The organism is Paenibacillus sp. LRG-1, from assembly GCF_057220305.1.
Genome location: NZ_CM170126.1, coordinates 5,213,593 through 5,237,515 on the forward strand (window position 1 = coordinate 5,213,593; position 23,923 = coordinate 5,237,515).

Annotated in this window: 6 protein-coding genes and 1 pseudogene; 1 reads left to right on the top strand and 6 read right to left on the bottom strand. The window is 57.2% G+C overall.

The annotated features are described in order from the left end of the window. Positions 1 to 12: 12 nt before the first annotated feature. The 5 genes and pseudogenes from ACUUJN_RS23130 to ACUUJN_RS23150 all read right to left on the bottom strand — a co-directional run. On the bottom strand, positions 13 to 1,746 hold the full coding sequence (locus tag ACUUJN_RS23130; protein WP_264454488.1) for an ABC transporter ATP-binding protein: 1,734 nt from the start codon (positions 1,744 to 1,746) through the stop codon (positions 13 to 15). Further along, complete coding sequence (locus ACUUJN_RS23135) at positions 1,743 to 3,569, bottom strand: ABC transporter ATP-binding protein (RefSeq protein ID WP_071558196.1); 1,827 nt, start codon at positions 3,567 to 3,569, stop codon at positions 1,743 to 1,745. Before ACUUJN_RS23135 ends, ACUUJN_RS23130 begins: the two co-directional genes overlap by 4 nt. Further along, positions 3,559 to 6,867 carry a non-ribosomal peptide synthetase gene (locus ACUUJN_RS23140; RefSeq protein WP_340981722.1) on the bottom strand — a complete coding sequence of 1,103 codons (3,309 nt, stop codon included), beginning with the start codon at positions 6,865 to 6,867 and terminating at the stop codon, positions 3,559 to 3,561. The genes ACUUJN_RS23135 and ACUUJN_RS23140 overlap by 11 nt, the downstream gene beginning before the upstream one ends. A gap of 154 nt (positions 6,868 to 7,021) precedes the next feature. Then, positions 7,022 to 21,988: an amino acid adenylation domain-containing protein gene (locus ACUUJN_RS23145; protein WP_484668976.1), complete on the bottom strand. Its 14,967-nt coding sequence runs from the start codon at positions 21,986 to 21,988 to the stop codon at positions 7,022 to 7,024. Positions 21,989 to 22,667: 679 nt separating this feature from the next. After that, positions 22,668 to 22,868: pseudogene (locus ACUUJN_RS23150) on the bottom strand (diaminobutyrate--2-oxoglutarate transaminase); the annotation flags it as partial. A 454-nt stretch (positions 22,869 to 23,322) separates the two neighbouring features. Here ACUUJN_RS23150 and ACUUJN_RS23155 point away from each other — a divergent pair. Then, positions 23,323 to 23,472: a hypothetical protein gene (locus ACUUJN_RS23155; RefSeq protein WP_023990470.1), complete on the top strand. Its 150-nt coding sequence runs from the start codon at positions 23,323 to 23,325 to the stop codon at positions 23,470 to 23,472. Here the strand turns inward: ACUUJN_RS23155 and ACUUJN_RS23160 are convergent. After that, complete coding sequence (locus tag ACUUJN_RS23160) at positions 23,450 to 23,899, bottom strand: group II intron maturase-specific domain-containing protein (RefSeq protein ID WP_023990471.1); 450 nt, start codon at positions 23,897 to 23,899, stop codon at positions 23,450 to 23,452. The genes ACUUJN_RS23155 and ACUUJN_RS23160 overlap by 23 nt on opposite strands. Positions 23,900 to 23,923 lie beyond the last annotated feature (24 nt).

A 23,923-nucleotide genomic window follows, 5' to 3' on the forward strand; every position in this document is an offset into this window, starting at 1 on the left:
CGTAAAGCGGGTCTAGCCGTACAGCCGGGCGTAATAACCCCCGAGCGCCAGCAGGTCCTGATGGCGGCCCCGCTCGACGACCGTCCCTTGGTTCATGACGGTAATCAAATCCGCATGTTCCACGGTGCTGAGACGGTGGGCGATCAGAATGGTGGTGCGCCCCTTCATCAATACGTTCAGGGCCTGCTGTACCCAATGCTGGGATTCATTATCCAGCGCGGAAGTCGCTTCGTCCAGCAGCAGAATCGGGGCGTTTTTGAGAATCGCCCGGGCGATCGCAATTCGCTGCCTTTGTCCGCCCGACAACGACGCTCCTCTCTCTCCCACCGGCGTTTTATACTGTTCAGGAAGTTCCTGAATGAAATGGTGAGCGTACGCCGCTTTGGCCGCTTCGATCACTTCTTCATCCGTTGCATCCGGGTTGCCGTAGCGGATGTTTTCCTCAATCGTGCCGGTAAACAAGAACGGCTCCTGCGGAACGTATGCAATCTGCCTGCGGATTTCGTCCAGCGTGTAATGGCCGAACGGTTTGCCTTGGAGCAGGATTTCTCCGCTGTCCACAGGATAAAAGCCGAGCAGCAGCTTGATCAGCGTACTTTTGCCGCTGCCGCTGGCCCCCACGATAGCGGCGACCTGGCCGGGAAACACCTGCATGGACATGTCGACAAGCACCTTTTTATCCGCCTGATAGGAAAATTCCACATCGCGAAACTCCACCGCAGCCTCCGACACGAGCTCGCTGTGAGGAGATCCCAAACTCTCCGGTTCCTCTTCCTCTCTTAGTACCTCTTGAATCCGGTGAGCGCCTGCGAGCGAATTTTGGGTCATCGACAGAACCATCCCCAAGTTCAACAAGGCGTGCGTCAGATTCACTTGCAGAACCGCCAGGGCGGCAACGCTTCCCATTCCCATCAGTCCGTAGGCATAAAGAAGACTGCCGATGACGATAATGCCGCAGAACGTGACGTAACTGATAAAATGGTTCACCGCAGCCTGCATGCCATTCTTCTGCGCGGTTTGCCGAAGCGTCTGCGTCATTTGTTCGTTCAACGCCTCATACTGGCCGTAAATCGTGCGGATGCGGAACAGCTTCACCAATTGAATGCCGCCCATAAAATCTTTGAATTTTTCGGTCATTTTACCAAGCGTTTGCAAGCCTTGTTCGGACAAGGCGCGAATATCCCGCGCAAATTTCAGGCTGACCACGGAGGACAGCAGCAGAATGACGAAGGATACGCCGGCAAACCGCCAATCGATCAACACCATAGAGACAATGGAGCCGATGCAAAAGACAACCTGAAGCAGCAAAACGAAGTAAACCTGCGAGAATGTAAACTCAACGGTCGTTACGTCGTTGTTCACCCGTGACAGCAAGTCCCCATGGTGGGTCTGCTCCAGGAATCTCGGCCGCACCCGGCACAGCTTGTCATAAAGACGTTCGCGGATATTCAGCACAGTCAGCTCGACACTGCGCTGGTATAAGTAAATGAACCAGGGAGAAATTATATTTTCCAGGAACAGGGCCGCGCCCAAAATAATAAAGGCTTCGACCATCAGGGACGTATCTCGGGACACGGCGAAATCAACCAAGTTATGTACGACCAAACTGAAGGCGATCAGGAACAATGTCTGGGTGAGCGCCGTCACGGCCAGGCCAATGGCGTACTGGGTTTTGCGCTTGCGGTTCATAAACATCAGCAAGTAGCCGAGTTCTTTCACTTGCGAGAGCCATCCGCCCTTTTTCATGTGTACGCCACCTCCCTGCGTTCGGCAGACTCGGTAAATTCCTGGTAGTACGACTGGGCGTACAGTCCCTTCATCTCCAGCAATTGTTCATGAGTGCCCTTTTCAACAATATTCCCTTGTTCCATGACCCAAATTTCGTCGGCGTTTTGTACTGTAGAAAGCCGGTGGGCAATAACCATGGTCGTTCTCTGCTTCATCAATACGCCCAGCGCTTCCTGAACCGCGCTTTCCGACTCCGGATCAAGAGCCGACGTTGGCTCGTCCAGCAGCAGAACGGGAGCATCCTTCAGAAAAGCCCGGGCCATTGCAATGCGCTGGCGCTGCCCACCGGACAAGAAGCCTCCGCGCTCTCCGACATACGTCTGGTAGCCGCCCTCAAGCTGCATAATGAAGGAATGCGCCTGAGCAGCTTTAGCGGCTTCGATAATCTCTTCCATCGACGCTACTTCCCGCCCGTAACCGATATTTTCGGCGATCGTGCCGCTAAACAAATATGAATCCTGGGTTACCACGGAAAAATGTGACCGAAGCTGCTCCGGATCGGCGCCGTGGATCAGGCTGCCGAACACGCGGATCTCGCCCTGATCTTCCGGAAGCGGATAAAAGCCGCATACAAGCTTAAACACCGTACTCTTCCCTCCGCCGCTCGCTCCGACAAGCGCGATCGTCTTCCCTTCCGGCACCGAGAAGCTAACATTCCGCAGGATCGGGGAGCTCTCCTCATACCCGAAGGTTACGTTCTGAAACTCGATGGGGGCGGCGCTCGCTTTCGGAAGCGAACGGCCATTTTCCGTTTCGGTCGGCTGCTCGACGATTTCGGAGACCCTTCTCAGGGCACCGGTCATTTCGAACGTCCGTGTGACGAGCTCGGGAATATGCTCCAGCGGCTCCAGACACAGATTCAGCAAGTACAGGAAGGCGATCAGCTCTCCCGCGCCTAGCTGCCCTTTGTAGATCAAATAGCTTCCGTAACTGACGGCGAAAATGATCGGGCTGATCATCAGCGTGGAAAGCAGCGGGTTGACCCAGGCTTCCCGTTTTTTCACGGCCAGCTTTTTTTGAGCCGTCAATTGCAGCAGCACTTGGTAGGAGCGAGATAGCATGCCGGATAGCAGGTAGCTTTTTACAATAGGCATACCCCCAAGCGTATCCTGGAGGTTGACGTTCATTCGGCCCATGTTCGCCTGGACTTCCTCCGTCAACCGCTCCAACTGCTTGCCGATCCATTGGGAAACCAGCAGCGCTACGGGAAATAACAGCAGGCTGTACAGCATCAGCTCCCATTGGAGGTAGATCAAATAAGCGAAACAGCCGATGAACAATAGCGGATGATAAAACCACTGGGCGAGGTCCCGAATCATAAACTGCTGGATGAGCTGCAGGTCGTTGTTGATCCGCGACAACACGTCGCCGGAGTGCTGCTTTTCCAAATAGGAGATCGGGAGTTTGCCGATATGACGCATGACATGGTTGCGGATATCCTGCACCGCAGAGGCGCTGCTTCGCTCCACGCCGAAGCTCATGAAAAACTTCGCCGGCACACCGATCAAGATGACCACAAAGACCGTGTACACGATTTGCAGAACGATTGGCCCCGCCCCCTTCTCGGCCTGGGTAGTCAGCTGCTCGATCAAACTTCCCGTCCATATCTCAATAACGGCGGCGGCAATCGCGGACAAGGTACCGACGATCATCCAGCCTTTGTGACGGCTTACATAGGACATCAGCCAGCGGAACGCTTTCCAGGCGGCGTAAGCGGTTTGGCGCTTGGAAGGCGCCGCTGTGCCTTGTTCTTGAACAGACGGCTGCCGGTCAGCTTCCATGCAGTACCCCGGCCTCCGCTTCGATCTGCCGCTTGACTTGCTCTAAGATGTCCCGGATGACAACGGCCGTTTCGTCCACGCGCGCGAGTTCCAGCAATTCCTCGTGCGCGCCCTCCAGCCGGTAATCGGCGTAAGCTTGCGTCGTTGCCCCCCGCCAGGACGGCAATTGGTGCTCCAGGCGGAACGCTTCGCTGTCCTTCGCAATCAGTTCGTAAATCCGGGCCGGGATCGTGCCGGAATTAATAAGCTGCGCTTCGTACGCCAAGGTCGCTTTGACCTTCCGATGAACCCGCTCCCGCACGAGCGGGTTGCTCATTAATTCCTTCTCTTCTTCGTCGAAATCAGCAAGCATTTCTTCAAGCTCTTTCTCCGACGTTTCGGAAGGCGTCAGCGCGTCCTTAATCCACGAGTCCACCATGAGCACGTCCGTTACGGAATACCCTCTTTTCTCCATCGTTTTGGCTACCTCGAACGTCAGGTTGCCTCCGAAGCAGTAGCCGAGCAGCACGTAAGGTCCTTCCGGCTGGATGCGGACGATCTCGTCCACATAACGGTTCAGCATGGCCTTGTAATCGACGGCATCGTCGATAAAATCAATGCCGTAGAGCACGAACCGGCCGTCGAGCCTGCTTGCGAGCTCTCGATAACCGATGCCGAAGCCGCTGCCCGGAGGGAAGCAGAACACGTTCAGATCTCCTGCTTTATTCAGTTTAATGAAGGAGTCTCCTCCTTTATCCAGGCCGAGATCCCCCTCTCCGAAAGCCATGGCTTCAACTGTTACATTATGGAATTGGCGGTTCAGCGGTATCTCAAATCCCGTTTCATCATAAACGGCTTGAACGAGCCTCATCAGACTTAACGAATTGCCACCCAACTCAAAAAAGTTATCCTTTACGCCGACCTGCGGAACGCCAAGCGTATCCTGCCAGACGCGGGCGATCTTCATTTCAAGCAGCGTTCTCGGCGCGACATATTCCGCTCCTCCGACCGCGGCTTCCTCCGGCGCGGGCAGCGCTTTGCGGTCGATTTTCCCGTTCGGGGTCAGCGGCATCCGCGAAAGCTGCACGAGGTGCGAAGGAATCATATACCCCGGAAGCTGCTTGGCGAGCTCCTCCTTGAGTTCATGCGCCGCCAGCCTCGTTTCCGCGACGTAGTAAGCGACAAGCTGCTTTTGGCCGTTCGCGTCGTCGCGGTCGAGCACCTTGGCTTCTTGCACGGCGGCGATCTTCAGCAGCTGCGTCTCGATTTCGTCCAGCTCGATCCGGTACCCGCGGATTTTCACCTGATGATCGATCCGGCCCAGGTATTCGATGTTGCCGTCCGGCAGCCAAGCCGCCAAGTCGCCCGAGCGGTACAGTTTCTCCCCCTCCGCAAACGGGGAATCGACGAACTTCTCCGCCGTCAGATCCGGGCGGTTCAGGTATCCTCTCGCAAGGCCTTCCCCGGCCACGTACATTTCGCCCGCTACGCCGATCGGCACAGGGCGGCGGTTTTCATCCAGGACGTACACCCTCAGCGTCGGGATCGGCTTGCCGATATTGCTCTTCGCCGCCTCCATTTCGACCCACGTTATTTCCTTATACGTCACGTGAACCGTCGTCTCGGTAATGCCGTACATATTGATCAGCTTCGTCTCCGGGTACTTCGTTTTGAAGCCCTTGAGCAGCAGCGGACTGAGCGCTTCGCCCCCGAAGATGACGTTGCGAATCCGCAGATCGTACGGATGGTCCGCCAAGACCTTACGCAGCAGCTGGTAGAAGTACGTTGGCGTCTGGTTCAAAATCGTGACCTGTTCGCGGCCCAGCAGCGCCAGGAAATCGACCGGATTTTTCGCCGTGAGCGGCGGTACGATGACCAGCTTGCCTCCGTTCAGCAGCGCTCCGTACATTTCCCAGACGGAGAAATCGAAGCAGAACGAGTGGAAAAGCGTCCACGTGTCGGACGGCCCGAAGTCGAACAGGTTCTTGTCGTTGAACAGGAGGCGCACGACGTTCTTATGCTCGATCAGCGTTCCTTTCGGTCTGCCGGTCGTTCCCGACGTGTAGATGACATAAGCCAGGTTGCCCGGCCCGGAAATCGGCTCCAGGTTCGAAGCGTCCAGCGCATCGGCGGCGTCCGCCCCTCTGTCGCCCCAAACGAAATCGTCCAATTCGAGGCGCGTTCCTGCGAAGTCGGTCTTCTCGTGCAGATGCTTTTGAATCAGCAATAACGGCGCGCCCGAATCCTCGATCATGAAGCGGATGCGCTCCTCCGGGTAGTCGGGATCGACAGGCACGTAGGCTCCGCCCGCTTTGAGAATCGCCAGAATGCCCACAACCATATCGAGCGAGCGTTCGGCCAGAATCGCTACCAGCTGGTCCGCTTCTACTCCCGTCTCCCGCAGCTTCCGCGCAAGGCGGTTGGATCGCTCGTTCAGCTCGCGGTAGGTCAACTGCCCCTCGTTCATGACGGCGGCCACGTTGTCCGGGTAAAGCTCCGCCTGTTCTTCGAACAAGCCGTAAATCGTTTTCCCCCGCTCGAACCCGGTTTCGGTGTCATTAAATCGCTTCAGCAGCGTCTCCCTCTCGTCTGGGGACAGCACATCGGCTTGTCCGAGCTCCAGATCCGGCTGAAATAAAAGCACGGACAGCAGCCGAACAAGATGGTCGGCCGCCTGTTCCACAAATGCCCGCTCGTACCACTGCCCGTCAAAGCTTATTTCCAGCTCGATGGAATGGTTTTGGCGGTCGAAGCGAAAAACCGTATCGGCCGCCACCCGGTTGCCCAGCGGTTCCGGATGAATCGGTGCAAAGGATGCGACGGTGTTGATGATTGGTAGGCCGTCCCCCGTATAGTCCAGATGGAGCGGCTCCACCATTTTCCGAAAAGGCAGGTGCTGATGCTCCAGCGCCTCGCCGATGGAGGCTTTGATGCCCCCGAGCAGCGTTTTCAGCGTAGTCTGGTGGCTTACGGACGTCTTGATTACCAAAATGTCCTGCGGCGGCGGAGTCCCGTCAGGGTCTGCGCTATAAGAAGGCATGCCCACCAGCACTTGGTCCCGCCCGGTATATCTGAACAGCAGGCTTTTTACTCCTGCCAAAACAATCATGTACAAAGCCAAATCCGAACCGTTGGCGAGGCAAATGATTCTCTCTGAGAGTTCGCTCGGCAGAGTACGGTGAAGCAAGCCCGGCTCGGCCGCAGCTTCCCCGTCGGCGGATAATTTGGAGGATTGACTGTAGGGAAGGAAGCTCAGGCTGTCATCGGCATCAAACTTGCCGCTCCAGTACCGTTCTTCCTTTTCAAACAAAGATTTCATTTGTACCTCCCCTAAAAATGAAGTGACCGCATGCCCTGGCGCAGGTCCGAAAAAGCTTGCTTTCGGCCTGCGCGTTTACGGGCTTGGACGTTGTTCGCCGTCTTCCTTGGGATGCGCGCCGCTTTCGCTTGACGGCGGAGGCGCGCTTGTAGGATTAGAACGCGAATTCGATCGTATCGACGGCACTCTTTGCGCCTGCCGCCGGTTTATGACATTCAATCCTGCTTAGCTCAAGTTGTGGATTTTCCGCAATTTGAGACAGTACCCGCAGGTAATCCTCGGTCAAGGTGCGGATCATCGCCTCTTTGAACAGCTTGGTGGCGTAGAAGAAGCCCCCGCTCAGCGCCCCGTTGTTTTCATACATAAACAGCGTCAGATCGAACTTCGCTTCTTCCAAATGGTCAAGCTCGTAAGTCTTCAGGCTGACCCCTTCCAGCTCGGCGTCTCGTTCTTCGATATTTTGCAAGTCGAAAACGGCATCGAACAGCGGGAAGCGGCCCGGCTCCCGCTTCACATTCAAGCGCTCCACAAGCTCGTCGAATGGATAATCCTGGTTCTCAAAAGCACCCAAAGCCGTTTCCTTCACTTCTTCCAGGTAGGACAAGAACGTTTTGTCGCCCGACGGACGATTGCGGATCGCCAGCGTATTGACAAACATCCCGATGACCGCTTCCAAATCGGCGTTCGTTCTTCCCGCCACCGGGGTGCCCACGATTAAGTCCTCCTGCCCGCTGTACTTGGACAGCAGCACGGTATAAGCCGCAAGCAGCACCATGAACAGCGTGCTTTCACGCTCGGCTGCCAATTCGCGCAGCCGCGCAGAGAGAGAAGCTTCGACGTCGAACTCCAGATGCGCGCCTTCGTAGCTGCGAGCCGCAGACCGTTCGTAGTCCATCGGCAGGTCCGCCGTCGGCAGCTCGCCTTCGAAGGTTTGCAGCCAGTACGCTTCCTGCCGCCCGATCCGCTCTCGGTGGGCCTTTGACTGCTGCCAAACGACATAATCCTTGTATTGAATGCGCAGTGGCGGCAATTCTCCCCCGGCGTAGAAACTCGAGAACTCATCGATCACAATCGCCATCGATACGCCGTCGGACACCATATGGTGCATGTCGAAAAGGAGAATATGCAGGTTCGGCTCTAGCTCGATGGCCCCGGCGCGCAGCAGCGGCGGCTTGCCGAGATCAAACGGACGAACGAAGCTACGGACGATCTGCTCGATTTGAGCCGCATCCTCTTTATCCGCTTGATGATGCTCGATAGTAAAATCGACCTGCGGGTAAATCCGCTGAACCGCTTCGCCCTTCACGATTTCAAAACCGGTGCGCAGCGATTCATGCCGTGTTATCAATTTCCGCAAGGCGGCTTCCAAGCGGTCTAAATCAAACTCGCCTTCCACCTGCACCAGCTCCGGCATGTTGTAAAGCTGATCCGCTCCATCCAGCGTGTGCTGAATGAACAGCCGTTTCTGGGCGGAGGACAGAGGGTAGTACTCTCTCTCCTCAGCTTGAGGAATGGCCTCATGCTCCCGCCGTTCCATCCGTGCGATCGCCTCGGCCATCGCCGCAATCGTCGAGTGACGGAATACGTCGCGCAGCGGCAGGTTGACGTTTAATTCCTTAAATACCTTGCCCGCCAGCGTTGTCGCTCGCAGGGAGTGGCCGCCGATGTCGAAGAAGTTGTCGTGAACGCCAATCTCCTTCGCAAGCCCCAGCACCTCCTGCCAAATCGCCGCCAGCTTCGTTTCCAGCTCATTGCGCGGTGCGACGTACTCCGTTCCGCTTCCCGCTTCCCCTTCCGGCGCCGGCAGCGCCTTCCGGTTAATCTTTCCGTTCGGCGTCAGAGGCAGGCGCTCCATCTCCACGAAGTACGACGGGATCATGTAGCCCGGCAGCTCCTGCGCCAGCGCGCTGCGCAAATCGTTCACCGCCAGCTCCGCTCCGGTATCCGGCGTGTAATACGCGCATAGCGCCTTCTGCCCGTTCGCGTCACTTCGAACCAGCACCACCGCTTCGCGCACGCCTTCCACCCGCAGCAGCTGCGACTCGATCTCGCCCGTCTCAATCCGGTAGCCCCGGATTTTCGCCTGGTTGTCGATCCGGCCGATGAAGTCCACGTTGCCGTCCTCCATCCACCGCGCCAAGTCTCCTGTGCGGTACAGCCGCTCGCCCGCGGCGAACGGGCTGTCTACGAACTTCTCTTCCGTCAGCTCCGGACGGTTCAAGTACCCGCGCGCCACCCCGACTCCGCCGATGACCAGCTCGCCCAGCACCCCGACCGGCACCGGGTTCAGATACGCGTCCACGATGTAGAATTTCGCATTCAGCCACGCTTTGCCGATCGGCACATGGCCTGTCTGCGGCAGCTTCGTCAGCGGCTCGTCGTAGAAGCTTGAGTCGATCGCCGCTTCCGTCACGCCGTATGCGTTGATGATCCGGAACAACGAGCCGAAGCGTTCCTGCAAGGTCCGGTAATCCGCCACGCTGCAGCTGTCCGAGCTCGTGATCAACAGCTCCACCCGGCTCATGTCCAGTTGCTGCTCGTGCACGTACTCCAGGAACGGCACGATCAGCGCCGGCGTCGATTCGAAGATGGTGACCCGCTCCCGCTCAATCCAGTAGTGCAGACGAGACGGATCGATCCGATCGTCCTTCGGCACAATCACCATCGTGCCTCCGTTGTACAGCGTCCGCGCGATATCTCCCACGAACACGTCAAACGAGAAGCTTGCGAGCTGCAGCAGCCGCACCGGGAACTGGTCCAACCGGTATTCCCGCCGGTAGCCCGCCGCCGTGTTCACCAGGCTGCGGTGCTCGATCATCACGCCCTTCGGCTTGCCCGTCGTTCCCGACGTGTAGATCACGTACGCCAGGTCCTCCGGACGACATTCGTGCAAGTGATCATCCGCTTCCAGCGGCGCATTCGCCCGCTCGTCGCTGTACGACGCTTCGTCGTCGAGGTACAGCACCGCCGCCAGCGCCAGCTCCTCTTCGCCGAGCCAGGCTTCGGCACGCTCTCGCAGCGGCGTTTGCGTCAGCAGCACCTTCGCTCCGCTGTCTTCAAGCATGAACCGCACGCGGTCCGCCGGATAATCCGGGTCGAGCGGCACATACGCACCGCCCGCTTTCCAGACGGCCAGCACGGCCACCAGCAAGTCCACCGAACGCTCGGCGAGAATGCCGACGATCGTCTCCCGGCCGATGCCGCTTGCGCGCAGCGTGCCCGCCAAGCGGTTCGCCCGCTCGTTCAGCTCCGCATACGTAAGCCGGTCGTTCTCGTACACGACGGCCTCCGCTTCCGGCGTGCGCTCCGCCTGTTCCTCGAACAGCCAGTGGAACGCGGCCGCAGGAGCCGCTTCCGGCTGCGCCGGGTTAAACGCGCCGAGAATTTGTTCTTTTTCCTCTGCCGTCAGCAAGTTCAGCTCGGCGATCTTCGCATCCGGACGGCTTACGATCGTTACGAGCAGCTGCTCGTAATGTTTCGCCAGCCGTTCGATCGTCTCCCTTTTGTAGAGAGCCGTCGCATATTCGAAGCTGTAATCCAAGCCGCCGTTCTCCTCGCCCACATCCAAGCTGATATCAAACTTCGCGGTATCCAGTGCGCTCGGATAAGGAATCAGGCGAAGCCCTTCCAGCTCAAATTCCTCGTTCTCCGTATTCTGCATTGTAAACAGCGTGTCGAAGAGCGGATTGCGGCTTAAATCACGGGTGACTTGCACCTTGTCCACCAATTCTTCGAACGGATAGTTTTGATGCTCGAAGGCGTGGAGGGTCGTTTCTTTGACTTCGTTCAGGTATGACAGGAATGTCTTCTCCGAAGCCGGATAACTGCGGATAGCCAGCGTGTTTAAGAAAATCCCGATCAACGGCTGCACATCCCCATGATTCCTTCCGGCAATCGGCGTACCGACGATCACGTCTTCCTGACCTGAATATTTATGCAGAAGGACGTTATACGCCGCAAGCAGCACCATAAACAGCGTTGTGCCCGTTTCCGAGGCCAGCTGCTTCAGGCCGTCGGTTTTCGAAGCGTCGAAGAAAAACTCCAGCGTTTGGCCTTCGTAGCTCTGCACGGCCGGACGCGGATAGTCCGTCGGCATTTCCAGCACCGGAAGCTCGCCTTGGAACATGTCCAGCCAGTACGCCTCCTGACGCTGAAGCCGTTCCTTCTGCTCCTGCGAATGCTGCCAAACGGTGTAGTCTTTGTACTGAACGCGCAGAGGCTCCAATTGCTCGCCGCCGTACAAGCGGACGAATTCTTCAACAAAGATTTCCATCGAGACGCCGTCGGAAATAATATGATGCATGTCGTACATTAGAATATGGCGTTCCGGAGCCAGCTCGATAAGGCCTACCCTCAGCAGCGGAGGCTTCGCCAAGTCAAACGAACGGACGAAACGGCGAACCGTCTCTTCGGCCTCTTGCTCATCCACTCGATAGAACTCCACAGCAAAATTCACGTCATGGTATAACCGCTGCGATGCTTCGCCATCCACCATTTCGAACCCGGTGCGCAGCATTTCATGCCGCGCCACGAGCTTACGGAACGCTTCTTCGAACCTTGTCCGATCCAAAGCACCCTCCAGCAGCATCGCTTCCGGCATGTTGTAGCTAAGCTCCGCGCCTTCCAGTTGATTCAGGATAAAGAGACGTTTTTGAGCAAAAGATTGCGGGTACACCTCCCGGTCATCCGCCACCGGAATGGCAACGAATGTCTGCTCATCCAGCCGGGAAATGGCGGATGCCATGCTCTCGATCATGGAATGGCGGAACACGTCACGCAGCGGCAGATCCACGTTCAACTCTTTATGAATCTTGCTGACCAGCGTCGTCGCCCGCAGGGAGTGGCCGCCGATGTCGAAGAAGTTGTCGTGAATGCCAATCTCCTTCGCAAGCCCCAGCACCTCCTGCCAAATCGCCGCCAGCTTCGTTTCCAGCTCATTGCGCGGTGCGACGTACTCCGTTCCGCTTCCCGCTTCCCCTTCCGGCGCCGGCAGCGCCTTCCGGTCAATCTTTCCGTTCGGCGTCAGAGGCAGGCGCTCCAGCTCCACGAAGTACGACGGGATCATGTAGCCCGGCAGCTCCTGCGCCAGCGCGCTGCGCAAATCGTTCACCGCCAGCTCCGCTCCGGTATCCGGCGTGTAATACGCGCATAGCGCCTTCTGCCCGTTCGCGTCACTTCGAACCAGCACCACCGCTTCGCGCACACCTTCCACCCGCAGCAGCTGCGACTCGATCTCGCCCGTCTCGATCCGGTAGCCCCGGATTTTCGCCTGGTTGTCGATCCGGCCGATGAAGTCCACGTTTCCGTCCTCCATCCACCGCGCCAAGTCTCCCGTGCGGTACAGCCGCTCGCCCGCGGCGAACGGGCTGTCTACGAACTTCTCTTCTGTCAGCTCCGGACGGTTCAAGTACCCGCGCGCTACCCCGACTCCGCCGATAACCAGCTCGCCCAGCACCCCGACCGGCACCGGGTTCAGATGCGCGTCCACGATGTAGAATTTCGCATTCAGCCACGCTTTGCCGATCGGCACATGGCCTGTCTGCGGCAGCTTCGTCAGCGGCTCGTCGTAGAAGCTTGAGTCGATCGCCGCTTCCGTCACGCCGTAGGCGTTGATGATCCGGAACAACGAGCCGAAGCGTTCCTGCAAGGTCCGGTAATCCGCCACGCTGCAGCTGTCCGAGCTCGTGATCAACAGCTCCAATCGGCTCATATCCAGCCGCTGCTCGTGCACGTACTCCAGGAACGGCACGATCAGCGCCGGTGTCGATTCGAAGATGGTGACCCGCTCCCGCTCAATCCAGTAGTGCAGACGAGACGGATCGATCCGGTCGTCCTTCGGCACAATCACCATCGTGCCTCCGTTGTACAGCGTCCGCGCGATATCTCCCACGAACACGTCGAACGAGAAGCTTGCGAGCTGCAGCAGCCGCACCGGGAACTGATCCAACCGGTATTCCCGCCGGTAGCCCGCCGCCGTGTTCACCAGGCTGCGGTGCTCGATCATCACGCCCTTCGGCTTGCCCGTCGTTCCCGACGTGTAGATCACGTACGCCAGATCCTCCGGACGGGCTTCATGGAAGCTGTCGGTGCCAACATTCTGATGGCTCTCACCGCCGTCGTCCACAGCATCCGTCAGCTTGCCGGAGACCATGCCGGAGCCAATCGGCGCATTCGCCCGCTCCTCGCTGTACGACGCTTCGTCGTCCAGGTACAGCACCGCCGCCAGCGCCAGCTCCTCTTCGCCGAGCCAGGCTTCGGCACGCTCTCGCAGCAGCGTTTGCGTCAGCAGTACCTTCGCTCCGCTGTCTTCAAGCATGAACCGCACGCGGTCAGCCGGATAATCCGGATCGAGCGGCACATACGCCCCGCCCGCTTTCCAGACGGCCAGCACGGCCACCAGCAAGTTCACCGAACGCTCGGCGAGAATGCCGACGATCGTCTCCCGGCCGATGCCGCTTGCGCGCAGCGTGGCCGCCAAGCGGTTCGCCCGCTCGTTCAGCTCCGCATAGGTCAGCCGCTCGTTCTCGTACACGACGGCCGCCTCTTCCGGCGTGCGCTCCGCCTGTTCCTCGAACAGCCGGTGGAACGCTGCCACAGAAGCCGCTTCCGGCTGCGCCGGGTTAAACGCGCCGAGAATTTGCTCTTTTTCCTCTGCCGTCAACAAGTTCAGCTCGGCAATCTTCGCATCCGGACGGCTTACGATCGCCGCAAGCAAATGTCCGAAATGAGTCGACAGCCGCCGGATCGTGCTTTCTTTATAAAGAGCCGTTGCGAATTCAAAGCTGCACTCCAGGCCGCCGTTTTCTTCCGTAACATCCACACTCAGGTCGAACTTGGCCGTGCCGTATTCGCTAGGGTACGGGGACAATTTCAGCCCTTCCAGCTCAAACTCTTTATCCTCCAAGTTTTGCAGGGAGAACATCGTGTCAAACAGCGGGTTGTGGCTCAAATCCCGGCTAACCTGCACTTTATCGACGAGCTCTTCGAACGGATAATTCTGATGCTCGTAAGCGCCTAAGGTCGTTTCTTTCACTTCTTCCAGATACGACAGGAAGCTCTTCTCCGAAGCCGGATAATTGCGGAGCGCCAGCGTATTGACGAACATTCCGATCAAAGGCTGCGTGTCTCCGTGCGTTCTGCCCGCAATCGACGTTCCGACGATCAAATCGTCCTGACCTGTGTATTTATGCAAAAGCACGGTATATGCCGCAAGCAGCACCATATACAGCGTCGTTCCTCTTTGAGCGGCCAGCTGCTTCAAGCCTTCGTTCGTTGCCTCGTCCACGAAGGACGTCAGCGTTTGTCCCTCAAAGCTCTGCACGGCAGGACGCGGATAGTCCGTCGGCATTTCCAGAACCGGCAGCTCGCCCCGGTAACGGTCCAGCCAGTAAGCTTCCTCGCGTTTCAACTGCACTTTTTGCTCGTCCGACTGCTGCCATACCGCATAGTCCTTGTATTGAATGTGCAAAGGCTCTAATGACTCGCCGCCGTACAGACGAACGAGTTCCTCGACTAACACGTCCATCGAAACCCCGTCGGAGACGATATGGTGCATGTCGAACATCAGCAAATAACGTTCGGCTGCCAGCTCTACGAGCTCCGCCCGCAGCAGCGGAGGCTTCGCCAAGTCGAAAGGTCGGATGAAGTCCTGCACGACTTCAGGCGCTTCTTCCTCGCTCGTATGACGGTACTCGACGGCAAAGTCGACGCTCTCGTAAATGCGCTGTATTGCTTCGCCTTGTACGATCTCAAGGCCGGTTCGCAGTGTTTCGTGCCGTGCGATCAGTCCGCGGAAAGCCTTCTCCAGCAGGCTCCGGTCAATCGATCCTTCCAGGAGCAGCACGCCCGGCATGTTGTAGCTCTGATCGGCCCCTTCCAGCTGATTCAGGATAAACAGCCGCTTCTGAGCTGAGGAAAGCGGATAATATGCTCTTGCGCCTGCCAGCGGAATCGACGAGAACGACTGCTCTCCGATCCGGGAGATGGCAAGAGCCATCTCTTCGATCGTCGAGTAGCGGAATACGTCGCGCAGAGGCAGCTCGACGTTCATTTCCTTCTGAATCTTGCTGACAAGGTTCGTCGCCCGCAAGGAGTGGCCTCCGAGCTCGAAGAAATTGTCCAGGACTCCAATGCCAGAGTAGCCCAGCACTTCCTCCCAGATCTTCACAAGCTGGGACTCCGTCCGGTTACGCGGCGCTACGTATTCGACGCCCGTTTGTATGCCGCCTTGCGGCTCCGGCAGCGCTTTGCGGTCCACTTTGCCGTTGGTCGTCAGCGGCATACGCTCCAACTGCACGAAGTACGACGGGATCATGTACCCCGGCATTCCCTGGGCCAGCGAGGTTCTCATTTCGCTGACCGTCAGCGTTCGGTCCGCCACAAAGTAGGCGACAAGCGCCTTCTCGCCCCCCCCGTCCTGACGGGCGAGCACCACCGCTTCTTCCACGCCCTCGACGTTCAGCAGCTGCGTCTCGATTTCGTCCAGCTCGATCCGGTAACCGCGGATTTTGACCTGGTGGTCGATCCGGCCCAGGTATTCGATGTTGCCGTCCGGCAGCCAAGCCGCCAAGTCGCCCGAGCGGTACAGTTTCTCCCCCTCCGCAAACGGGGAATCGACGAACTTCTCCGCCGTCAGATCCGGACGGTTCAGGTATCCTCTCGCAAGGCCTTCCCCGGCCACGTACATTTCGCCCACTACGCCGATCGGCACAGGGCGGCGGTTTTCATCCAGGATGTACACCCTCAGCGTCGGGATCGGCTTGCCGATATTGCTCTTCGCCGCCTCCATTTCGACCCACGTGATTTCCTTATACGTCACGTGAACCGTCGTCTCGGTAATGCCGTACATATTGATCAGCTTCGTCTCCGGGTACTTCGTCTTGAAGCCCTTGAGCAGCAGCGGACTCAGCGCTTCGCCCCCGAAGATGACGTTGCGAATCCGCAGATCGTACGGATGGTCCGCCAAGACCTTACGCAGCAGCTGGTAGAAGTACGTTGGCGTCTGGTTCAAAATCGTGACCTGTTCGCGGCCCAGCAGCGCCAGGAAATCGGCCGGATTTTTCGCCGTCAGCGGCGGTACGATGACCAGCTTGCCTCCGTACAGCAGCGCTCCGTACATTTCCCAGACGGAGAAATCGAAGCAGAACGAGTGGAACAGCGTCCACGTGTCGGACGGCCCGAAGTCGAACAGGTTCTTGTCGTTGAACAGGAGCCGCACGACGTTCTTATGCTCGATCAGCGTTCCTTTCGGTCTGCCGGTCGTTCCCGACGTGTAGATGACATATGCCAGGTTGCCCGGCCCGGAAATCGGCTCCAGGTTCGAAGCGTCCAGCGCACCTTCGGAGTCCGCCCCTCTGTCGCCCCAAACGAAATCGTCCAATTCGAGGCGCGTTCCTGCGAAGTCGGTCTTCTCGTGCAGATGCTTTTGAATCAGCAATAACGGCGCGCCCGAATCCTCGATCATGAAGCGGATGCGCTCCTCCGGGTAGTCGGGATCGACAGGCACGTAGGCTCCGCCCGCTTTGAGAATCGCCAGAATGCCCACAACCATATCGAGCGAGCGTTCGGCCAGAATCGCTACCAGTTGGTCCGCTTCGACTCCCGTCTCCCGCAGCTTCCGCGCAAGGCGGTTGGATCGCTCGTTCAACTCGCGGTAAGTCAGCTGCCGCTCGTTCATGACGGCGGCCACGTTGTCCGGGTAAAGCTCCGCCTGCTCTTCGAACAATTGAACGAGCGTCTTCCCGCGCGGAAATTCCGTGGTGGTGTCGTTAAAACGTCCGAGAAGGTCGGCCTTTTCCGCCTCCGTCACTAGTTCCAGCTCGCCCACGGTAATTTCCGGGTTATCCGTCACTTGCTCCAGCAGATGGACGAGATGCCCCTTGAGCCGCTCGATGCTGTCTTTATCGAACACTTCGGCGTTAAAGTCGAACCGAATTTCGATCTCGGCTCCCGGCACCACGGTCACGTTGAAGTTATAGTTCGTCTGCTCCTCCATCTGAACGTCAGCGATCGTCAGGTCGCCGTGCTGCTGGTCGCCCGCCTGCTCCATCTGCTCGTCCACCGGATAGTTCTCGAAAGCGATGATATGGTTGATCAGGTTCTGCTTTTGCACGCTGCGGGCTTGAATTTCATACAGCGGATAGTAATCATATCGCCCGGACTCCAGCGCACGCTCTTGGAGCTTCGCCATCATATCGGCGAACACGGTGTCGGCTTCGCTCGTGACGCGGACCGGCACCGTATTGATGAACAGCCCGATCATGGACTCGATGCCCGGGATTTCCACCGGTCTTCCGGCCACGACGCTGCCGAATACGGCATCGTTTGTTCCGTTATATTTTTGCAGCATCACGCCCCAAGCGGCTTGCAACAGCGTATTGACCGTAACCAGGCGCTCTTTCGCCACCCGATCCATCCGCTCGCTCAACTCCTTGCCCAGCTCGGCGGTGACGTGATCAGCCGTAAATCTGCCGTTCAGCGCCGGTTCCTTTTGTCCCGGGAGTACAGTTTGCCCTTCATAACCTGACAGGAATGCCGTCCAATAGCCGGATGCCACCTGATCGTCCTGTTTCTCCAACCATTCGATATAGGCGCCATAATCCGATCCCTTATCTCCCGCTGGCTGCTTGCCGGATGCCAAGGTCGAGTATGTCTCAAACAGCTCCTGCGTCAGCTGCGCCAGGCACCAGCCGTCCATCAAAATATGCTGGAAACTCCACAGCACATGATAGCTTTGCTCTTCGGTGCGCAGGATCGTAACCCGAACGAGCGCGTCATGTTCCAGGTCGAAGCCGCGAAGCTTGTCATCCTCGGCCTTTTTATCCAAATACGCTTGTTTCTCGTCCACCTGCAAATGAAGCAGCTCTTCATATTCAAAGCCGACCGGCTTGTCGCGGTATATGATTTGCAGCGGCTCGCCCGCCGGTCCTTTCACAAAATTCGCCCGCAGCACCAGATGACGTTTCGCAAGCTCCATCCAGCTCCTCTCGAAAAGCTGGACGTCGAGCGCTCCCCGCATCGTAAACCGCGTCTGCTCGAAGTAAGCGGCAGTTTGCCGGTCAAGCGCGCTGTGGAACCACATGCCCTTCTGCATCGGCGTAAGCGAGTAAATATTTTCGATTTCCCCGAGATGGCCCGAGCGCTGGGCGATTTGCTCCAATTCCGCGATGGTCAAGCCTTTAAATTGCACGTCGCTCGGCGTCAATTCGGTGTTTTCTTTGCCTGCGCAGTGGGTAATGAGCTCTCGGAGACTTTGCTCAAGCCGCTGAGCGAAGGCTTCCATCGTTTCCTTGCGATACTGCTTCCGGCTGTAGCTGAGATCGAGCGATAAAGTGCCGTCCAGCACCATGCCGTTGATATCCAGCACAAAGCTGCGGGCCTGCCGGTCGCTGGCCGGGCTGCCGCTGGAATAAGAAGATATGCCGATCTCGTCCTGATTGACATCATCGTCGAACTGGCCGAGGTAGTTAAAATTAATTTCCGGCTCTGCGCCCCAAACAAAGCCATCCTCCGATTTGGAGAGATAGCGGCATACGCCGTACCCAAGCCCCTTGTTCGGAATGCGGCGCAAGCTTTCCTTGACCTGTTTAATCTGATAGGCCAAATCCCGGTCGGTTTCTGGCTCCAGGACGACCGGAAACTTGGTCGTAAACCAGCCGACTGTGCGCGTGATGTCGATATCCGTTCCGATCGATTCGCGTCCGTGTCCTTCGAGATTGATCCGCACCCGTTCGTGTCCCGTCCACTTGCGAACGGCTATGCCGAGCGCCGTTACCAAAATATCGTTCATTTCGGTGTTGTAGGCCCGGTGAACCCGCTTCAGCAGCAGCTCCGTTTCTTCGGGAGTCAAACGGACGAACAGCGATTCGCTGTCCTGCTGCGTCGTAACGTCCGCCTCCAGATCCTTCGGCACGGCCGGAACCGCAATTTGTTCCACGGCCTGCCAATAGGCCCGTTCCTTCGCCATCTCCGGGCTTTGCGCGTAAGCGGCTAACTGCTCGGACCAAGTGCGGTACGCATCCGTTTTCGCCGAGAAACGAATTTCCTCGCTTTTGCCGGCCTGCTCGTAACCCAGAGCGAAATCCTCCATCAAAATGCGCCAAGACACGCCGTCCACCACGGCATGATGAACCGCGAGCAGCAAATGATCGCCGTCCGCGCACCGGAACAGTCCCGCCTTCACGAGGGGCCCGTTCTCCAGATCGATGCCCGCTTGAATGTCCGTTGCCTTCGCTTCCACAGCCTGCGCGGTATTCTCCGCATCCTTGAAGTCGAACACGTACAGCGTGAACAGCCCGCCGTCCTGAATCGCGCGGTTCCGCGCGCTAAACCCTTGTTCCGTCTTGCGGAACACCATCCGCAAGGCGTCATGATGCTCGGCCAGCTTTTGCAGCACCTGACGCACCGTCTCTTCGTCGAAGCGTTCCTTCCGGTACAGCATCACCGACTGGTTGAAATGATGCGGGTCCGCAAAGGAGCTCTCGAAAAACCAATGCTGAATCGGCGTCAGCGCCGTTTCACCCGTTATTTCGCCCTGATCAATGGTACGTCCGATCGGTTTCACATGCAGGCTGAGCTGTGAAATAGTCGGATATTTGAACAAATCCCGGATTTCCAGCTTGTACCCGGCTTGATGAAGCCGCGAAGATACTTGAATGGACTTGATCGAGTCTCCGCCCAGCTCGAAGAAATGATCCGTTACCCCAACGCGATCGGCGTTCAATACCGCCTGCCACACATCGGCAAGCGTCCGCTCGGCTTCATTGCGGGGAGCTACGTACGCGCCGCCGGTCAGCGCGTTTCCTTCCGGAGCGGGCAAAGCCTTCCGGTCGATTTTGTCGTTCGGCGTGAGCGGCATCTGCGGAAGCTGAACAAAATGCGCCGGAATCATGTAATTCGGCAATTTTTGCGCCAGCGCGCTTCTTAGCTCGCCGAGCGTAAGCGGGCGCCCCGCGACCAGGTAAGCGCACAGTTCTTGCCCGCTTTTGCCTTCCCGCGCGATTACGATCGTCTCCTGCACGGAGTCGATCTTCAGAAGCTGCTCTTCAATCTCGCCGATCTCGATCCGGAATCCACGGATTTTCACCTGATGGTCGATCCGGCCCAAGTACTCAATATTTCCGTCTGGCAGCCAGCGGGCGAGATCTCCCGTCCGGTAAAGGCGTTCTCCCGGCGCAAACGGATGTTCCACGAACTTCTCTGCCGTCAGCTCCGGATGGTTCAGGTAACCTCTCGCAAGCCCCACGCCTGCCACGCACAGCTCGCCGTCCACTCCCGGAGGCACAAGCTGCAGGTGGGCATCCAAAATAAAAATCCGGTGATTGGCCAGCGGGCGCCCGATCGGAATGACTCTGCCCTCCGGCTGCTCCTCATCCGCATCCCAAAGCGTCGTAACAATCGAAGCTTCGGTAGGGCCGTAAGCATTGAAATAGTGGACCTTGCGTTTCCACTGCTGCACGAATTCGGCCGATACCGCCGAGCCTCCCGTTACGAGCTTCGTTAAGCTGGGAAGGCGGTCCGGGTTCAAATAAGCACTGTACGTCGGAGGCAAAATCGCCGCCGTAATCGCATGCTCGTTCATATAACTCTCGAACAGGCGGTTGTCGAGAATCGTCTCGGCCGTCGGGATGTACAAAGCCGCGCCAAAATAGAGCGCTTTGAACACTTCCCAGCAGGACGCGTCGAACGACAGGCTGGCGAATTGAACGATCCGGTCATGCTCCGTGATGCCCAGCCTGTCCGCGAACATCAGCTTCAAGCTGACCAAACCGCGATGCTCCAGCATGACCCCTTTGGGATTGCCCGTCGTACCTGACGTATAGATGACATAAGCCAGATCGTTCGGACCGCTGGCCGGCTCCAGGTTCGAGCCATCGTCGCTGTAGGCCTGCTCGTCATCCAGCGCCACCACGGTCCCTTCGAACGGCACCTGCTGCAGCAGGTGCCGTTGAGTCAGCAGCAGCTGCGCATTCGAGTTCTCCAGAATGTAGCGGATGCGTTCTTCCGGGTATTCCGGGTCGATCGGCACGTAGGCACCGCCAGCTTTCAGAACCGCCAGAATGCCAACGACCGTCTCCAGCGATCTCCTGACCATCAAGCCTACCAGCTGATTGGGCAGCACGCCGACCGATCGCAACGTCCGCGCCAGCCGGTTCGCCCGTTCGTTCAGCTCCGCGTACGAAAGCCGCCGCCCCTCAAAGACAACCGCCGTCGCTTCGGGCACCCGCTTCGCCTGCTCCTCCACGAGCTGATGAATCGTCCGATCACGGGGATAGTCCTTCTCGGTATCGTTAAAGCTTTGCAGCAATTGAAATTTCTCGTCTTCCGACAGCATGTCCGCCCGCACGATGTCCAGCTCCAACTCGTGAAGCCCCACGGCCAGCAGGCGATTCAGATGGCCGACGACCCGAGTCATAAACTCGGAGTCATATAAGTGCTCGTTATATGACAGCGCTAGCTGTATCGTCCCATCGGTTAAGCTGAATTCAAAGGAACAATCCGTGACCACATTTTGCCCGATTTCGTCCAGATGCAGCTCCTTAAGGGATACTAGCGTATGGATGACGGGTATACCGTCTGCATATTGCAGGTCCAGCTTCTCCGTCATTTTCAAGAACGGAATATGTTGATGCTGAATCGCTTCCGGCAAGGAAGTCCTCAGCTCGCTCAGAAGCGTTTTAAAAGTCGCACCCGCCGAAAGCGAGTTTTTCAAAATGACCGTATGATTAACGGATCGACGCGTCTCCGTCGGTTTCCGTACAACCGGCATGCCGACCAGAATGTCAGAAGCGCCTGTGTATTTATGCAAGAGTGACTGAACACCGGCGAGCAAAATCATAAAAGCGGCCAGCGGAGCGCCCTTGCTCATTTGAAGGACGCGCTGCGCCGCTTTTTCCGAAAGCGAACCGCCCACGGTTTTCATAATGGGCGCCAGGGAGCTTGGAGCTTTGCTGTAAGGCAGCGGCGTCAAGGTATAATCGTCGCTACCGAATTTTTCGTTCCAAAACAACGTTTCTTTTTCAAAAGCCATCTGGATCGTTCCCCTCTCTTCATCGGTAAAAGCAATCCGGCGGAGCATATGCCGCAGCAACGCTTCAGCCTCGCTCCCCGCCTTTTCAAACATGTGACAACAATGTCAATGGCTTTCGCCAGGTCACCGCTTCGCTTGCCCGTTTGATCGCATGCGGCAATCCTCTGCCTAGCAGCTGTCCCGCTCGGCTCCCATGCGTGAAAGACAACAAAGAGCATCGTTCTACGCAAGAGATGCAGCTGCTTCCGGCTCCTCTGCTTCAATATGCTTGCTGCGGACGAGCCGCCCGAAGACGGGCTTTGGTTTAACATTGGGTTCGGAATTAGATTTGGGGGTGGACAAGGGATGTTCCACCCATCGATGTTAGGCTTGCTGTAGGGTTCCGGCCGGCCAGCAGGAAGTCGACCGTACCTCCGGATTCGGCACCGGAGCTGCCTTTGTCGAAGCCTATGTTTAAGGGATATTGATACACTCTATGTACGATTTTAGTATTCCCCCGCCTGGTGTGAATAAGTAAAGATCTGGCTGCGGGGTAGTGAGCTTTTCCTGACGATTAGATGTGACAATGGTGCTGCATGAGGCTCAAAGAATGCTCCGTATGGCATAAACGGGACAGCCCTTGGATCGGCGGTGAATTCCATGCTGCCTGACGGTACCGCAGGCAGCATGGGGAGAAAATCTTCCAATGGGATGAAAACGTTATCTTAACATCAGGGCCGCACGACCCCCAGAAGGCACTTCCGTGCCTCTTGCCGGGGCGTCCACCTGCTTTCGTTACCAGCAAATCCTGGGTCTCCTGAGAGATCACCTGCTGCATACTGGACTTGATAATGTCGCAGCCGGCGACCAGATGCTCCATCGAGACGGTCAGCGGAGGCATGATCTTCAGCACGCAGTCTCCTCTGCCGGCTCTTTCAATGATGAGCCCGTTCTCGAAGCTGATCTCCGTCATCCGCTTCGCCTCGGCTTCATCCTTTCTGAACCTTCTGAAGTCATGGAGCAACATATTCTCGGCAGTCATTTTCCACAATTGTCGGTCCCCGCATGCCAGCTTGCTGGGTAGCCAGTGGACTGGTCTCTCGCACACAGCTTGGATAGGTATAAAAACCATCCAATTCTATTTTCTATCATAATTGGAAAGGTAACCTAGGTAAAATTATATCAAAATTCCGAAGAATGTATAGTAAAACTTTAGTTAAATTTGGTCAAGGTGTTAATATTTTGCCTAAAAATAGCGAATGGAGAAGAAACGCTGGGAATGGTTTTCCATCAATCGAGGAATTCGACGTGTGTCGACATTCAGGCGGGGTGCCGGCCGATTTGGGAGATCTTCCCTGTATACATTCTCTGCCGGTGCTCCGAATCCTTGCGCTTTGCGATAACTTAACATGATTACCTGACGAATTTCTGGAAGCCTGGCTGGAAACGTGACTGGATGTCAGCTGGATATTCTGCTGGAAAATCCGTTGGATACTCGGTTGGAACTGCCCGGCTGGAAGCTGGCCGTAGCGTCCGCCCGGATGGCAGCCGGCATAGTTTTGTATCCCGCCGTCTTCACTGCGCCTCTGCTAGAGTAAAGGGCAGATAAATTCTGCCCCTCCTCATCAAACCGTACGTGAGGTTTTCCCTCATACGCTTCTTGGCATACCATTTTGTGAGTCGCTGAAGGATGTACCAGTCACGTTTAGCCATCTTCCTTTGGCTGTAGGTCGTAACGTAGTAGTTACGCCAACCCTGTATTTTCGGGTTTAAGTATTCCAAATGTTCTTGGAATGATTTGTGACGCATATTCGCAGGGGCTAGTCGTTCCTTCACGACTTCCCTAATTCGCTCCTTTGCCTTACGGCACAGCCATTGTTGGGTCGTATAATATACTTGGCTTTCGGAAGTTTCGGCCTTCGTCTTTCGGTGAAGCATGCCTAGGAAGTCGAAGCCTTCTTCTCCTGTCCATAGTCCGACGATTCGCGTTTTTGTCGGGTGTAACGTTAACTCCAGACGTTCCATTATCGTTCGAATGATCTCGTATGC